The organism is Bacillus sp. F9_6S_D1_P_5, assembly GCF_054823925.1.
Genome location: NZ_JBTREW010000008.1, coordinates 62296 through 78296 on the forward strand (window position 1 = coordinate 62296; position 16001 = coordinate 78296).

12 protein-coding genes, 1 pseudogene, 1 riboswitch and 1 other annotated feature are annotated in these 16001 nt (G+C 32.0%); of the genes and pseudogenes, 10 read left to right on the forward strand and 3 right to left on the reverse strand.

What is annotated here, in order from left to right:
- Nucleotides 1–44: 44 nt before the first annotated feature.
- Together ACUXEY_RS11730 and ACUXEY_RS11735 are read left to right on the forward strand one after the other, a co-directional pair.
- Nucleotides 45–2181: pseudogene (locus tag ACUXEY_RS11730) on the forward strand (peptidoglycan D,D-transpeptidase FtsI family protein).
- Nucleotides 2182–2518: 337 nt separating this feature from the next.
- A complete protein-coding gene (locus ACUXEY_RS11735) occupies nt 2519–3697 on the forward strand; it encodes a macrolide family glycosyltransferase (RefSeq protein WP_461300757.1) in 1179 nt (392 codons plus the stop codon).
- 49 nt (nt 3698–3746) lie between these two features.
- On the opposite strand, the gene ACUXEY_RS11740 is transcribed toward ACUXEY_RS11735, so the two are convergent.
- A complete protein-coding gene (locus ACUXEY_RS11740; protein ID WP_429603404.1) occupies nt 3747–4427 on the reverse strand; it encodes an aspartate/glutamate racemase family protein in 681 nt (226 codons plus the stop codon).
- Between the two features lie 153 nt (nt 4428–4580).
- A riboswitch (SAM riboswitch) is annotated at nt 4581–4696 on the forward strand.
- Between the two features lie 139 nt (nt 4697–4835).
- Between ACUXEY_RS11740 and ACUXEY_RS11745 the strand changes: the two genes are divergently transcribed.
- From ACUXEY_RS11745 to ACUXEY_RS11760, 4 genes are all read left to right on the forward strand, one after another.
- Nucleotides 4836–5384, forward strand: a complete 549-nt coding sequence (locus tag ACUXEY_RS11745) for an ECF-type riboflavin transporter substrate-binding protein (RefSeq protein ID WP_001038201.1) — start codon at nt 4836–4838, stop codon at nt 5382–5384.
- Between the two features lie 10 nt (nt 5385–5394).
- Nucleotides 5395–7095, forward strand: coding sequence for an ABC transporter ATP-binding protein (locus tag ACUXEY_RS11750; RefSeq protein ID WP_461300758.1), 1701 nt, complete (start codon nt 5395–5397; stop codon nt 7093–7095).
- Nucleotides 7088–7888 carry an energy-coupling factor transporter transmembrane component T family protein gene (locus ACUXEY_RS11755; RefSeq protein ID WP_461300759.1) on the forward strand — a complete coding sequence of 267 codons (801 nt, stop codon included), beginning with the start codon at nt 7088–7090 and terminating at the stop codon, nt 7886–7888. Before ACUXEY_RS11750 ends, ACUXEY_RS11755 begins: the two co-directional genes overlap by 8 nt.
- A 135-nt stretch (nt 7889–8023) precedes the next feature.
- On the forward strand, nt 8024–8131 hold the full coding sequence (locus ACUXEY_RS11760; protein ID WP_000120182.1) for a YjcZ family sporulation protein: 108 nt from the start codon (nt 8024–8026) through the stop codon (nt 8129–8131).
- A gap of 92 nt (nt 8132–8223) precedes the next feature.
- Here ACUXEY_RS11760 and ACUXEY_RS11765 read toward each other — a convergent pair whose 3' ends face one another.
- Together ACUXEY_RS11765 and ACUXEY_RS11770 are read right to left on the reverse strand one after the other, a co-directional pair.
- Complete coding sequence (locus tag ACUXEY_RS11765; RefSeq protein WP_461300760.1) at nt 8224–9492, reverse strand: LytS/YhcK type 5TM receptor domain-containing protein; 1269 nt, start codon at nt 9490–9492, stop codon at nt 8224–8226.
- An 86-nt stretch (nt 9493–9578) separates the two neighbouring features.
- Complete coding sequence (locus ACUXEY_RS11770; RefSeq protein ID WP_166703887.1) at nt 9579–10460, reverse strand: protein kinase domain-containing protein; 882 nt, start codon at nt 10458–10460, stop codon at nt 9579–9581.
- A 127-nt stretch (nt 10461–10587) separates the two neighbouring features.
- Between ACUXEY_RS11770 and ACUXEY_RS11775 the strand changes: the two genes are divergently transcribed.
- From ACUXEY_RS11775 to ACUXEY_RS11790, 4 genes are all read left to right on the forward strand, one after another.
- The gene (locus ACUXEY_RS11775) at nt 10588–11091 is read left to right on the forward strand and encodes a GrpB family protein (RefSeq protein ID WP_166703886.1); all 504 of its coding nucleotides are present in this window, start codon (nt 10588–10590) and stop codon (nt 11089–11091) included.
- Nucleotides 11092–11238: 147 nt separating this feature from the next.
- Nucleotides 11239–12228 (forward strand): zinc-binding dehydrogenase, encoded by a 990-nt coding sequence (locus ACUXEY_RS11780; RefSeq protein ID WP_461300761.1) that lies wholly within the window; start codon nt 11239–11241, stop codon nt 12226–12228.
- 261 nt (nt 12229–12489) lie between these two features.
- The gene (locus tag ACUXEY_RS11785; RefSeq protein ID WP_461300762.1) at nt 12490–13089 is read left to right on the forward strand and encodes an undecaprenyl-diphosphatase; all 600 of its coding nucleotides are present in this window, start codon (nt 12490–12492) and stop codon (nt 13087–13089) included.
- A 324-nt stretch (nt 13090–13413) separates the two neighbouring features.
- A complete protein-coding gene (locus ACUXEY_RS11790; RefSeq protein WP_461300763.1) occupies nt 13414–15552 on the forward strand; it encodes a penicillin-binding protein in 2139 nt (712 codons plus the stop codon).
- A 177-nt stretch (nt 15553–15729) separates the two neighbouring features.
- Nucleotides 15730–15988: a binding site (T-box leader), on the forward strand.
- Nucleotides 15989–16001: the final 13 nt, after the last annotated feature.

Consider the following 16001-nt stretch of genomic DNA (forward strand, 5'->3'; position numbering starts at 1 on the left):
AACAAATATTATTTGAAATATTGTAAGGAGGAGATTTAGACGAAGTGAAAAAACGAGAGAAAACAACAGGTAGAGCAATACCGACGCGGTTAAATATTTTATTCTTTTGTGTATTTTTATTATTTTCTGCCATGATCATACAATTAGGTAAAGTACAAATTATCGATGGAGAAACGTATAAAAATGAAGTAGAGAAGAAAGAAAATGCGACCGTAAGTCTTTCTGTCCCGCGCGGAAAAATATTTGATAGAGAAGGCAATCCAGTAGTTGATAATAAATCTTTACGTACAATTACATATACAAAGATGAAAGGTGTAAAATCTGAAGAAATATTAAAAACTGCAAGACAACTTGCAGACATAATTGAAATGCCGCAAGAAGATATAGATAAGCTAACTGAGACGGATAAAAAAGATTTTTGGATGCAATTAAATCCGAAACTTACCGAAAAGTTAGTATCTAAAAAAGAAATAAATCAGTTCAGAGATAAAGATATTACCGGAAAAAATTTAGATAAAAAAATAGAAGAGTTAAAAAGGAAGCGTGTAACAGATAAAAATCTTCAGGAATTAACAGATAAAGATATAAAAGTGTTAGCTATTAAAAGTAAGATGATTTCTGGTTATCAAATGGCTCCTCAAATTATTAAAAAAGATGTTAGTGAAAAGGAATTTACTATAATTAGTGAAGGTTTAGCGAATCTCCCAGGTGTAGACGTATCGGTTGATTGGGAGAGAGTATATGTCAATGATGGATTATTCCGATCTGTTCTTGGAAATGTTTCTAATTCCGATGAAGGATTACCGAGTGAACGATTAGATTACTACTTGGTACGTGATTATAGCCGAAATGATAGGGTTGGAAAAAGTTATATCGAGCAGCAATATGAAGATGTACTTCATGGTACAAAAAAAGAAGTAAGAAGCGTTGCAGATAAACAAGGTAATACAATTAGAACGGAAACTGTTTCCGAGGGGAAAAGCGGTAAGAATTTGACTTTAACAATAGATATGGAATTACAGAAGAAAGTAGAAGAAAGTAGAAGAAAGTATTGGAAAAATATTAAAGGCATATAAAGGGTCAGAATCCATGTTGGACCGTGCTTTCGTTGTGATGATGAATCCAAAAAACGGACAAGTATTATCCATGGCTGGGAAAAGACTTGTAGAAAAAGACGGAAAAACAGAAGTTGAAGACTATGCATTAGGCACAATGACTAGTTCTTATGAGCTTGGATCAACAGTGAAAGGTGCGACAGTTTTAACCGGATTTGAAACGAAAGCTATAACACCAGGTACTTATTTTTATGATGCACCAATGAAGTTTAAAGGAACTAAGGAAAAAAAGTCTTGGAAAGAGTTTGGAAATATTGATGATTTAAGAGCGTTACAAGTCTCTTCAAACGTTTATATGTTTCATACAGCATTAAAAATTGCAGGTGTGGATTATGTGAAAAATAGTTCATTAAACATTAAACAGGAGTACTTTGATAAAATGAGGTATTATTTCAGACAATTTGGATTAGGTGTTCCAACGGGTATCGATTTACCGAATGAAACAGCTGGACAAATTGGTAAAAAAGATAATCAACCTGGTTTCTTATTAGACTACTCAATTGGCCAGTATGATACGTATACACCACTTCAGCTTGTACAATATATTTCAACAATTGCAAACGGTGGATATCGAATGAAGCCACAAATCGTTCAAGAGGTAAGAGAGCAAACGTCGCAAAAAGATGAGATTGGTAAAGTGGTGCATGCAGTAGAACCAATCGTTTTAAATAAAATAGATATGAAAGAGGAATATATAAATCAAGTAAAAGAAGGATTTAGAAGGGTATTCCAGGAAGGGGATGGAACAGGAGTAAGGGCGTTCCAAAAAGCATCTTATAAACCAGCAGGTAAAACAGGGACAGCACAGACAGTTTACGGTGGAGAAAGTGATATTGGAAGAAATGAAAAGGGTGAGAGAAGAGAATGTTATAATTTAACTTTAGCAGGATATGCGCCATATGATAATCCTGAAGTAGCATTCTCTGTAGTTGTGCCGTGGGTTATTAATGATAAATCCGGTATTAACTCTGATATTGGAAAAGAAGTTTTAGATGCTTATTTTGATTTGAAAAATAAGAGATTGACTGGAGAAACTATAAAAGTAGATAGCTCTCAAGAAGGTTAAAACATATGAAATAGTATAGAAACTAGATTCGTTTAATTTAGGAATAGATTCAAAATGGGTGATAGAAAGGTAAAATCATTCTATCAATTATTCACGTTTTATAAAATAAATCATATATTGATAGCATAGGACAAGCTGAAAAGCTTATTCTAACCTCACAGAACACTCCTTATCACGGTTAGGCATCTACTTTTGTAGATGCCTTTTTTAATTTAATCATTAACCATTTATTTATCAACCTAAAGTAGCAAGCATATTAGGACTATTAGGTGAAGATTGAAGGTAATAATTACAGTATGCTTAGTAAGCGAATTGAAATGTAAGGAGTGAGAAATAAGTGCTAAATATTTTAGTGGTGAATTTTCCTGCAGAGGGACATGTAAATCCTACATTAAGTTTAGTCAAAGCTTTTATTGAACAGGGTGATTACGTACATTATATTACAACAGAGCAATTTAAAAGAAGAATTGAAGATTTGGGAGCTACTGTATATACACATCCAGATTTATTAAAGGGAATTTCTATTGATTCTGAAACTCGAGATGGGCTGAGTTCATTCTTTCATGTACATGTTCAAACTTCTTTAGATATATTACAAATTACGAAAAAATTATGTGAAAACATACATTTTGATTTCGTAATTTATGATATATTTGGCGCTGGTGAGTTAGTAAAGGAGTATTTACAAATTCCTGGCATAGTTTCTTCTCCTATATTTTTAATTCCTCCAAAATTTTTGGAGACATTACCTTTTCATCCAAATGCAGAAATACCATTTCAACCTGATGAAATTTCTGAACAGTTACTATATGAAATGGAACATGAATTTGGAGTAAAGCCTAAAAATAATCTTCAATTTATGCATAACAAGGGAGATATTACTCTTGTGTACACAAGTCGTTATTTTCAACCGAATAGCGATGCGTTCGGAGAAAATAACATTTTTATTGGGCCGAGTATTTCAAAGCGTAAAACAAATGTAGAGTTTCCACTAGAATTACTTCAAGATAAGAAAGTTATTTATATTTCAATGGGAACACTGCTTGAAGGGATCGAACCATTCTTTAATACGTGCATTGATACTTTCTCAGATTTTGATGGGATAGTAGTAATGGCAATTGGTGATAGAAATGATAGTTCTAAAATTAAGAAAGCGCCAGACAATTTTATAATTGCTTCATATGTACCCCAATCAGAAATATTAAGTGAAGCAGATGTTTTTATTACACATGGCGGCATGAATAGTGTGCACGATGCTATTTATTTTAAAGTCCCTTTTGTCATTATTCCACATGATAAAGACCAGCCAATGATAGCGCAAAGATTAACTGAACTTGAAGCAGCCCATAGGTTATTGAAAGACAATGTTAATGTGCGAACGTTAAAAGAAGCGGTATCAGATGTTCTTTCAAATGAAAAGTATAAGCATGGAATACGAAAACTGAATGATAGTTTTTTAGAATGTGGTGGTCCAAAAGAAGCGATTGCAGTAATTACATCTCTTTTAAATAAATAGTTTAGACAATATAAAAGCATAGAGGCACTACCTTTATACTTTTATATTATTATCCTGCAAACTGTACAGCAGTATTTGCATGTAAAAAAGCGGTATCAAAAACAGGAACAGTAAGATCGTTTTGGGAAATGAGCAATGGTATTTCAGTGCAGCCTAGCAGTATACCTTCTGCGCCATTTTGAATTAATGATTTTGTAATTTGTAATAGCTTTTCTTTTGATGCTTCTGAAATAATTCCTTTACTTAATTCATTTAAAATAACATGATGGATAAAATTTCTTTCCTCTTCATTTGGAATGATTGTCTCAATGTTATAGTTCGCTAGACGTGATTTGTAGAAGTCTTGTTCCATCGTTTGTTTCGTACCTAATAGTCCGATACGCTTTATATTTTGGTCTACCATTTCTTTAGCACTTACATCACCGATGTGAAGAAGTGGAATGGATATTGCATTTTCTACTTCTTCAGCAAATAAATGAACCGTATTGGAACACATTAATAAACATTCAGCTCCAGATTTTTCAACCTTTTTTGCAACTGTGACTAATTCATTTTTCACTTCTTCATATTGATGATTTTGTAATAAAGTAGTTACCTCACCAAAGTCCATGCTATATAAAACAAGCTTTGCATTTTGATCATATTGAGAGAGTGTAAGTGTATTAATATGTTTATAGTATAATGATGTAGATTCCCAACTTAGTCCACCAATTAAACCGATTACTTTCATCGTACATTCCTCCCGTAACTATGTTGAATTCATCATTTCATAATTCCAATAAGAATACAATGATTTAAATGTAATGTTAAATAAAAAATTAAAATAATTAGAAAAGTATTGAAATTTATTCATCTTAATGCAATAATACGAATTACAAATTAATACTTATCCAGAGAGGTGGAGGGAACGGCCCTATGAAACCTCAGCAACCCCTATGTAATTTTGTAGGAAGGTGCTAATTCCGCAGAGGACACGATGTGTTTTTTGGAAGATAAGAGGATTCTTGAACGTGAAAGAAAATGACCTCTTATGTAAGAGGTCATTTTTTGTTGTATAGAAAGGGAGTGTCGATGCATAATTCATTTTCAAAATAAATATAGAGTAATAAAAGTTGACTAATATGAGAGGGGAATTGTAATGAACAAATTATCAACAAAGTTAGTAGTAGCAATCGGAATTGGAGCAGCATTGTACGGCATATTAGGACTTTGGGGCTTTTCTATTGCACCAAATACATTTATTAAACCTGCGTTAGCTATTTTAACCGTTTTTGGAGCGTTATTCGGTCCAGTGGCAGGACTGTTAATAGGACTTATCGGTCATACCGTAACAGATACAATCGCTGGATGGGGTATTTGGTGGGGATGGGTTATTAGTTCAGGCATTATCGGTTTTGCAATGGGACTCATTCAAAAAAGAGTTGGATTTAGTGTGAAAAACGGGACGTATAATAAAGGCGATATTTCTTATTTAGCTATTACTGGGTTAATTGGTATCGTCATTGCTATCATATTTGCGGGTGCATTCGATATTATTGTCATGGGAGAACCGTTTGACAAAATTGTAATACAAGTATTAGGTGCAACAATTGCTGATGTTATCGTATTTTTAGTTCTTGGATTGCCAATTACGATTGGCCTAGCTAAATCTAATAAAAAACATACACACTTAAAAATTGAAAAGTAGGGATGTTAACATGCAACCAATTATTTCTTTTGAACAATTCAGCTTTCAATATAAGCATGCGGCGCAGCCTACTGTAAAAGACATTACGTTTCATATATATCCTGGTGAAAAAGTATTAATTGCTGGACGAAGTGGTTCAGGAAAATCAACGTTAGCTCATTGTATCAATGGGCTAATCCCGTTTTCTTATGAAGGGAGTAGTACTGGAACTATTTCTATTGCGGGAAAAGATCCGAGGAAAGGGAGTATTTTTGAACAAAGTAAACAGGTAGGAACAATTTTGCAAGATCAAGACGCTCAATTTATTGGTCTTACAGTAGAAGAAGATGTAGCTTTTTCTTTAGAAAATGAATGTGTAAATCAAAACGATATGAAAAAGATTGTTTCGGAATCATTAAAAAAGGTAAAGATGCATTCTTTTCATAAACAAAGTCCGCATGAATTATCTGGAGGGCAAAAACAAACTGTTTCTTTAGCAGGTCTGTTAACGACAAATGCTGATATATTATTATTCGATGAACCGTTAGCAAATTTAGATCCAGCTAGTAGCTTACATACGATAGATCTTATTAAAGATATACATAAACAATATAACAAAACAATTGTAATTATTGAACATCGAATAGAAGAAATGTTAAATCTGGATTTAGATAAAATTATTTTAATGGATGAAGGGGAAATTGTTGCGATAGGGACACCAGAAGAGATTTTAGCGTCAAATATATTACCATCAATCGGTTTAAGAGAACCTATGTACATAGAAGGATTAAAGAGATTACAGTTTGATAGTAATAATGAGATAATATACCCACTTAAAAATCTTCAAAGAGAACGTATTTGTAGCGCAATAAATGAGTGGGTGGAGAAGCAAGTTTTTTGTAAAAGTACTCCTAAAAACAAAAAAATATTGAAAGTAGAAAATTTGTCATTCTCCTATCCTAATAAACAAAAAGTATTAGACAATATAAATTTCTCCATAAAAGAAGGGGAAATTGTTGCACTTTTGGGCCATAATGGCGCGGGAAAATCAACATTAGCTCATAGTTTAATAGGGATAAACAAAACAAAAAATGATAGGATTTTATTTGATGGAGTAAGTATCAACTCTTGGTCTATTCGTAAACGCAGTGAGATTATTTGTTATGTGATGCAAAATCCAAATCATATGATTACACAATCTACTGTTATAGAAGAAGTTTCATTTTCATTAAAATTAAAAAAGTTTTCGAAGGAAGAAATTAAGCATAGAGCGGAGGAAACGTTAAAAATTTGTGGCTTGTATCCATTTCGAAATTGGCCAATCCAGGCATTAAGTTATGGACAAAAGAAGAGAGTAACGATTGCATCTGTACTAACAACAAATCCGAAACTTATTATTTTAGATGAACCGACAGCGGGACAAGATCATTATCATTATAAACAGTTTATGACGTTTATAAGAAAACTAGCTGCAAAGGGAATATCTTTCATTTTTATTACTCACGATATGAATCTCGCATTAGAATATGCAGACAGAGTGATAGTTCTACATGAAGGAGAAATTATTGCGAATAATACCGCCTCTACTGTATTAGGGCATTCAGAAACTTTACATAGAGCGCACTTAGTGGAGAGTTCTTTATTCAAACTAGTTAAATTTAGTGGTATTGCAAATCCTGAAAGATTTATAGAACTTTATTTTGATATTATGAGGAGGGAGGAAGGTGTATAATACATATTTTCATCGTATGGATGGAGCAGTGAAATTGTTGTTATTTATTTTTTGCATGACGCTTACTTTTTTATTTTTTGATTTTCGCGTATTGTTTTTTGTATTTATGATTGGATGTATCGGACTTCTAATTGCTAAAATTCCATTTCGTAAAATCATTATTGTTTTTACTGTTATATTTACATTTAGTTTATTAAATTCTGTCATGATCTTATTTATTACACCAACACATGGATCTGAATTAACCGAATCATATACTTCATTTTTACATATTGGATATGCAACAATAACTTATGAAACATTATTTTATGCAGCTACACTTTCATTAAAATATTTTACGTTATTACCATTTACACTTATTTTTATTTATACGACTAATCCAAGCGAATTTGTGAGTAGCTTAAGTAAATTTCGAATTCATTATAAGATTATATATGCGATAAATATTGCATTACGTTACATACCTGATATACAGTCTGAATATAAAATTATAAAATATGCGCAAGAGGCGAAAGGAGTAGCTTTTGAAAAAGGAGAAGCAAGTCTATGGGTTCGTATGAAAAATCGTGTCTTAATTTTCTGGCCTTTAATTATTCATTCTCTAGATAGAATCGATACAGTTTCAAATGCAATGGATTTAAGAGGGTTTGGAAAGAATGATACACGTACGTGGTTTTATACAAATAAAGCGAAAAGCGTGGATTTCATTTCGTTATTTGTAGGTGTTGTTATTTTAATTGTTGCTGTGTATTTAAAATTACATGTATTTCAAAACTTCTGGTATCCATTTTAAAGCACTCTCAAATGAGTGCTTTTACTTATTTTTATATAGACATGCTCAAAAAGGGGATATTTACATAATGTATAATACGAACCAGTTAAAATGATCAACTACCTATTAGTTTTCAAACCAAAAGGAGGAGAAAATATGAGTTACGGTGGTTCTTGTGGTTTTGGTGGAGGTTTCGCTTTATTAGTTGTGTTATTCATTTTGTTAATTATCGTTGGATGCAGCTGCTGGGGCGGAGGGTACTAATTACGAATTAGTCTCCACAAATGTAAACTAAAAAAACATAGAAGATACTTATGTATCGAAACAAATAAAAAAGGAGCGTATTTGCTCCTTTTTTATTTGTTTTCAGATGAATTCACATTACATTTCGGCAATGTAATTGTCAAAGTTGTACCTTTATTAACGGTGCTGCGGATTTTTAAACTACCTTGCATTGTTTCAATGATCTTAACAGCAACCATAGTACCTAATCCTGTACCTTTCGTTTTCGTACTAAAATACGGTTCACCAAATCGATTTATTTGCTCTTGCGACATACCAATTCCGCTATCCTCAATTCGTATAATAACTTTATTATTACTAATAGATGAGGAGATATTTAAAGTACCACCATTCGGCATTGCTTCAATACCATTTTTTATTAAGTTTAAAAAGCATTGTTGAAAGTGCTGTTTATTACCTACAATTGTTGCCGTTGAGAAATCTTTGGTAATATGTATTGTGTTCATGTTACATAAAGGTAAGATCATATTAATAACTCGATTTAACTCTTGTTCTACTGAAATATGATCTAATTTTTCTGAAGCAGGTTTGGCAAACGTTAAATAATCATCAATAATTCCTTGGGCACGATGTAACTCTTCAAGTATATGTTCAATATACTCATCTCTTGATTTTGCAGTTAAATTTGGTGTTTTTAAAAGTTGAGTAAATCCTTTTACGACAGTTAAGGGATTTCTTACCTCGTGCGATATACTAGCAGCGAGTTGGCTAACAATCTCCATTTTTTCCATTTTAATTAACTTCGATCGCATACATACTGCATCTTTTAAAACTTCATTAAAATAAATTACAAACAACATCAAAATAGTTGGTAATATTATGAAATAATTAATGTATAAATTATTTACTTCAAAATCTGATAAAGTCAATACAATTACAGTTGTAAATATTGCTAGAAAAAATGTTAAAAACATTCCATAAGCTACTTTAACTTTTCTGTTATACTTATTAAATTTTGCAGATGCGAATGCTGTAATGATAAACATTGTGCCATAAACTAATATTGTTAACATACTAAAACCATAAAATGTGAATCTTGTAATTAGTAAAATAGCAAACAAGATTATACCAACAGGGAATCCCCCATAAAGCGTACCTATTATTACGGGTATTTGCCTTAAATCATGAATACAATTTTCATCCATATAGATAGGATAGCGCATACATAAAATAAGGGGGATACTCGTACAAAGTATAATAAGGAGTTTTTTATATTTTTTTAAATAGCGACCGCTATCATATATAAAATAAAAAATAAATAGACTACTTAAAATGTATAGAAGATTATTTAATACGTTTTGATTAATATAAACAAAGTCCATAATATATGCCTCATTATTTTGAATTTCCATTTCAAATATATTATACATGATTATAGTAGAAACTATTTGTTTTTAATAATATAAGTTTATATCTTTTCAGAGTTAGCCACGTTTAGCCACTCTCTATAAAACGTTTCAACCGACGCATATCGTTCATTCCGGTTTTCATTTACAGCACGATACGCTATTTCATATAAATCTTCACTTGCTTCCCATTTTGTAAAGGAACGATCTTTTCCACCGCCCAAGAGAGCAAACGCCATTGCCCCCATATTAAATACATTTGTTTTTGCATCAATCATGGCATTTAGTTCAAATTCTTCAGGAGACATAAAACGCGAGGAGCCCCATAATCTTCCCATTTTATTCACGTATGGTTTTTTACAATATAAATCAATATCACAAATCTTCGTCTCATTTGTATGAAAATTATATAAAATACTACCGTCATAAAAATCTATTGCTACATAGTTTTTCTTTTCAACAAATGTATGGAAAGAAAAAATGGAATGTAATGATTGAATTCGTTCCATAACTGATAAATGCTTAAATTTATAAAATGGAGAGCTTGGGTTAATATATTTTTCAGGAGGCGGGAAACTCCAATGTGAATGAAGACATTCACCATCAAACCAATCGAAAATTAATACATATCCAGAATGAACTGGAAAGTGTTCAATTAGTTTTATAAGCGAGTCATGCTTTAATTCCTCGTATAGGGAAGCTGAATTTTTTAATCTTTCAATAGCGTCTTTCATAGTTCCTTCATATGCAAGTGTTTGTGCCCCTGCATATTTAATAAATTTCTTGCGCCCATCTTTTTCTACACCGAAAGATAGATTACCTGAATCTTGCTGGTCAAAAACTGCAAATACGTTTCCTAATTTCAATAGCCAATCAAAATTATGATGTTCTTTTAACTGGAATGTAACTTGATTCAACTGAATTTTAACTGGAATATCTTTCATAATATACCTCGCATTTATTATAATTAAATTGTATATCTCAGTATTCGACATATTTTGTGAAAATCCTATGTTAATCACATGAAATTTTATAAATATAATAATAAATAATTTTAAGAGGGCGGATAAAATGGATCAACAAATCGTCATTAAACCATATGAAAAAGGCTGGCATGAAGAGTATTTAATAGAAAAAGAGAAATTTATTTCTTTATTCGGAGGAGATTGTATTGCTATTGAACATATAGGAAGTACTTCCGTAGAGGGATTAGGAGCGAAACCTCTAATAGATATGATGATTGGTGTAACGGATTTGCAAATTACCGAAAAGTGGATTGAAGCGCTATTAAAAATTGGGTATGAGTATGTTCCAAAAGAAACACCTAATTGGCGTTTTTTTAGAAAGGGAAAATGGAGAGCTGGTACTCATCATTTACATGTTTATATTTATAATAGTGAGGAGTGGAAGAATAACATTTTATTTCGTGATTTTCTTATAGAACATAAATGGGCACAAAAAGAATATAGTGAATTAAAAGAGACACTTGCAGCTACATATCCATTTGATCGTGCTTCATATACAAGTGCCAAAGCGCCGTTTATTCAAAAAATATTAGAATTGGCTAAAACTTAAAAATCCCTTGCCTTTCCTATGTTATTTATAGGGAAGGATTTTTTCTTTTATCACAATGATATACATTATTTCTAATTATTGGAGGCAGATTCTTTTATTTATTTTGATATATCTAGTACATTGAAAATATTAAGGGGGAATGAAGCAATGAAAGCTATTATACATCAATATAAAAAAGGGGTAGAAGGATTAGAATATAGATTGTCATCTGAAATAAATCCTAATGCTGGTGAAGTAAAAGTAAAGTTAAAAGCTGCAGGATTAAATCATAGGGATTTATTTATTATAAACAATAGAAAAGAAATGGATCTGCCGTTAGTAGTAGGCTCAGATGGTTCAGGAATTGTTACAGAAATCGGAGAAGGCGTTTCAAATCATTTATTAAATAACGAGGTTATTATAAATCCTAGCATTGGATGGGATAATATTGCCGAAGTACCAGAGTTACCAGAGGTGTTAGGGGGACCGAAAGATGGAACGTTTGCTGAATATGTCATTGTGTCAGCTGAAAATGTAGTGGCAAAACCGTCATATCTTACTTGGGAAGAGTCTGGCGTATTATCTTTATCGGCATTAACTGCATATAGAGCGCTTTTTACAAAGGGTAGATTGAAATGTGAAGAACATGTTTTAATTCCAGGAATAGGTGGCGGTGTAGCGACATTTGCCATGTTATTTGCGAAAGCAATTGGCGCAAAAGTCAGTGTTACTTCAAGAGTTGAGAACAAAAGAAAGTTTGCCGAAACATATGGCGCAGACTTTTCTTTTAATAGTTCTGGAAATTGGGAAGAGAGTTTACGCGGAGAGAAAGTAGATTTAATAATTGATAGTATAGGATCAGCAACATTCTTAAAATACTTTGATGTATTGAAACCTAATGGGAGAATTGTTAATTTTGGTGCAAGCTCAGGAGATAAAATTGAATTACCATTACGAGCATTATTTTATAATCAAATCGATATAATGGGAACATCTATGGGTAGCCGTGAGGAATTTGATGAAATGATTACGTTTATAGAGAAATATAAGATTAAACCAATTATGGATAAAGTTTATTCGTTAGAAGAGGCTATTCAAGCATTAAAACGTATGGAACAGGGAGAACAGTTCGGTAATATCGCTTTACGTATGGAATAAAAATATGATTTAATAACATATCTTTTTATATAGATATGTTATGTAATATATACACTTATAGTTCGTGAATCATTTGATTTAAAAGGTTTTTTAACATTATATATCTTTAATTCATGTAAATAGTTACATAATTGTCAAATGAAAAATAGTAAAATGAACAAAGTGAAAATCTAAATATGTGTAAATGTTGTATACTGTGTAAATCAAGTAAACTTGTATCTTTATTTCAAGTAATATAAGAAATTATAAGGAGAGAGTAACGTGAATTACACAGTATTTCAGTGGATAAACAATTTAGCGGGTACATCTGCGCTCTTAGATAAGATTATGATTGCTATTACAAATAGCGCTGCATATGTGGCTATTCTATTCATGTTTATCTTATGGTTTCATAACGGAAAGAAAGAGAATGCGATAAGGAAACAATATACAGTGTTGTATGCGACACTTTCAGTAATAATTGCATTACTAGTAAATGTTTTTATTCATGTAGTATATTATCATCCACGTCCTTTTGTATCATATGATGTGAATCAATTAGTACCTCATGCAGAAAACTCATCATTTGTTAGTGATCATTCTGTACTTGTATTATCGATTGCATTCATTCTTGTTCTTAGAGGAGAAAAGTTAAGATATATTGCACTTTTATGGGCGGGTTTAGTTTGTATATCACGTTTGTATGTAGGTGTTCATTTTCCTTTAGATGTAATAGGTGCGGCTATAATAACAATTGTAACAAGCAGTTTATTGTTGCAGAAAAAACGTATATTTGAACCAATCGCAAAACTTGTTTTCAAAATGTATGCACTCGTAGCAAAACGAATTCCCTTTTTAGAAAAATATAATCATGTAGCTTAAATTTCATAACTAGTCTTTTATAGATTAGGGAAAAAAATCCCCCTTTGGAAATCCAGAGGAGGATTTTTTATTGTATATAAGTGAATGGATTATTTGCAATAAGAATTTGAATGTCATGGAGTAAGAACAAAAGAATAAATATTCTAAAAATTTCACGTACTGTATTTTAAGTGCATAAATAAACTAGCAATAACAATAATTAGTTTTACATTGTTTTAAAGGAATTAATAAGAAAAGTTCGAAACATATAGTATTGAAAGCAAAAAACTACATAATTTATAGCACACCATCGCAGCAATTAATTGTGAAAGAAAGGAGATAAACATGCATAAACTTCAAACGAATAAAGGCGCGCGATATTTTATGGTTGCTTTTATTGTTTTGTTTCTTATTATGCTTTTGCGATTTTTCTATATTCAGGCAGTTGGTGTCGTACATAATGTAGATGTAAAGGATCTAGCAAACGAACAACATAATAAAAATGGTGTATTGGAAGCAAATCGTGGCACAATATATGATCAAGCGGGAAAAGTGCTAGTCCAAGATTCCACAACGTATCGTGTTGTTGTGAATTTGAAAGGTACAGATAAGGTGAAAAATAAAGAGGAAACTGCAGAGCGATTAGCTGATGCGCTTGAAATTGATAAAGAAGATGTATTAAAAAATTTTCATGAGGGACGCACGCAAGTTGAGATTGGAAAAGTTGGCCGGAATTTATCTAGAGAAGTAAAGGAACAAATAAAGCAATTGAAAATCCCAGGTGTATCTTTTATGCCAGAAAAAGCAAGAGTATATCCAAATGAAGATTTTGCATCCTATATACTTGGTTTTGCGAGACCTGACGATAAAGGAAATACAGAAGGGAAATTTGGACTAGAAAAGAGTCTGGATAAATATTTGCGCTCGACAAACGGGAATATAGAATATGTGGGAGCACCAAGAGGGATCCCACTTACAAATGATATAGGGAAAATAGAACCCGCTAAAAATGGGAATAACGTATACCTTACGCTAGATAAACAAATTAATAGTTTTTTAGAAGAAACGATGAATAAGGCGCAAGAGCACTATGAACCTTCTATGTTAGTAGGAATCATAGCAGATCCAAAGACAGGGAAAGTTTTAGCAATGTCTAGTAAACCTAGTTTTAATCCTAATAAAGGCGATATCGAATATTTTTTAAATGATCCAATTGCAAATGCATATGAACCAGGTTCAACCATGAAAATATTTACGTTAGCTGCCGCAATTAATGAAGGTGTATATAACGGGAAAGAATATTTCCAATCTGGAAAATATACAGTCGGTTCATCAGATATTAAAGATCATAACGGTGGATTTGGATGGGGATCTATTACGTTTGATGAAGGTTTTGAAAGATCATCTAACGTAGCATTTTCTATTTTAGAAGATCAGCTATTGAAACCAAATAAATTTAAGCAATATATGAATAAATTTGGATTCAATCAAAAAACCGGAATAGATTTACCTGGTGAAAGTAAAAATACTTTATTATTAAATACACAAATTCAACAAGTCACAACTTCTTTCGGACAAGGCTCTACAGTAACTCCTATTCAATTAATCCAAGCTGCTACCGCTATAGCAAATGACGGGAAAATGATGCAACCATATATCGTTGACAAAGTTGTAAATCCAATAAATAAACAAGTTATTATGGAAAATCAACCGAAAGAAATTGGGAATCCAATAAAAAAAGAGACAGCGGACAAGGTAAGAGACTTAATGGGGCGTGTTATTACGTCTTCAAAAGGTACTGGTACAATGTATAAAGTGGAGGGTTATCCAATAGGAGGTAAGACTGGAACAGCGCAAATACCGAATCCTGAAAATGGACGATATATGGAGGGGAAAGAAAATTATATTTTTTCATTTTTAGGTATGGCTCCGATTGATGACCCAGAGTTAATTGTATACTTAGCTATTAAGCAGCCAAAGTTAAATGGAGATGAGTATGGAGCTCAGCCGCTCGCTGAAATATTTAAACCAGTTATGAAAAATAGCCTTGAATATTTAAAAGTGAAACCATATACAGAAAAACAAATGGCAGATGCAACGAAACGATCCCAATTAAAAGTACAAAATTATGTAAATCAATCAATGGATACAGTAGAGAATAGTGTAAAAAAAGAGAAACTTCAACCGATAGTTTTAGGAGAAGGAAAAATAAAAAAACAATATCCGCATTCTGGTGAAGTAATGAGTGAAGGAGATCGTATATTTTTATTAGGAAACAACGCAAAAATGCCTAATTTACAAGGGTGGTCCATGCGTGATGTTATGTATTTCTCTAAGCTATTAAAATTAGATTTAAAAACTACAGGTACGGGCTATATAACGAGTCAAAGCATTGAAAAGGGACAAGATATACAAGAAGGCGATGCATTAGAACTGAACTTAGAACCACCTTTACAACCGTTAGTAGAGGCGAATACAAATTAATTCGGACAAAGTGAAGGGTCTATATACAATAGGCTCTTTATTTTATAGGTTTAAGTAATTTCACGCACCGTAATTTTTAGAAAAAATAATAAATAAAAGAATTAACAGAAATGCGTTATTAAATTTCTGATTATTTTTTATTTACAGTTAAATATTTCTGTGATAATATGGAAAAAATCAAATGCAGTGAAGAGAAGAGTAAATAAAATGAATTTTTCACAGAGAGCTCCATTTAGCTGAAAAGGAGTAAAAATTCTTTATTGAACCAAGCCTCTGAGCAGCGCATCGGAACCTTTTATTAGGGGGTGGTGTGACGGGAGCTCCCGTTATAGAGCTATGGTATAAGCATGATTTATAATGCAGTACCTAATAAGGTTAATATGGCGACATATTAACAAACTAGGGTGGCACCGCGATGATAAATCTCGTCCCTAAGACAAAAAGTCTTG

Bases quoted from the DNA above. Each gene is read 5' to 3' on its own strand.
- ACUXEY_RS11765 (WP_461300760.1), bottom strand. From the start codon at position 9,492: ATGGACTTTGTTTATATTAATCAAAACGTATTAAATAATCTTCTATAC.
- ACUXEY_RS11740 (WP_429603404.1), bottom strand. From the start codon at position 4,427: ATGAAAGTAATCGGTTTAATTGGTGGACTAAGTTGGGAATCTACATCA.
- ACUXEY_RS11750 (WP_461300758.1), top strand. From the start codon at position 5,395: ATGCAACCAATTATTTCTTTTGAACAATTCAGCTTTCAATATAAGCAT.
- ACUXEY_RS11790 (WP_461300763.1), top strand. From the start codon at position 13,414: ATGCATAAACTTCAAACGAATAAAGGCGCGCGATATTTTATGGTTGCT.
- ACUXEY_RS11780 (WP_461300761.1), top strand. From the start codon at position 11,239: ATGAAAGCTATTATACATCAATATAAAAAAGGGGTAGAAGGATTAGAA.
- ACUXEY_RS11745 (WP_001038201.1), top strand. From the start codon at position 4,836: ATGAACAAATTATCAACAAAGTTAGTAGTAGCAATCGGAATTGGAGCA.
- ACUXEY_RS11775 (WP_166703886.1), top strand. From the start codon at position 10,588: ATGGATCAACAAATCGTCATTAAACCATATGAAAAAGGCTGGCATGAA.
- ACUXEY_RS11770 (WP_166703887.1), bottom strand. From the start codon at position 10,460: ATGAAAGATATTCCAGTTAAAATTCAGTTGAATCAAGTTACATTCCAG.
- ACUXEY_RS11760 (WP_000120182.1), top strand. From the start codon at position 8,024: ATGAGTTACGGTGGTTCTTGTGGTTTTGGTGGAGGTTTCGCTTTATTA.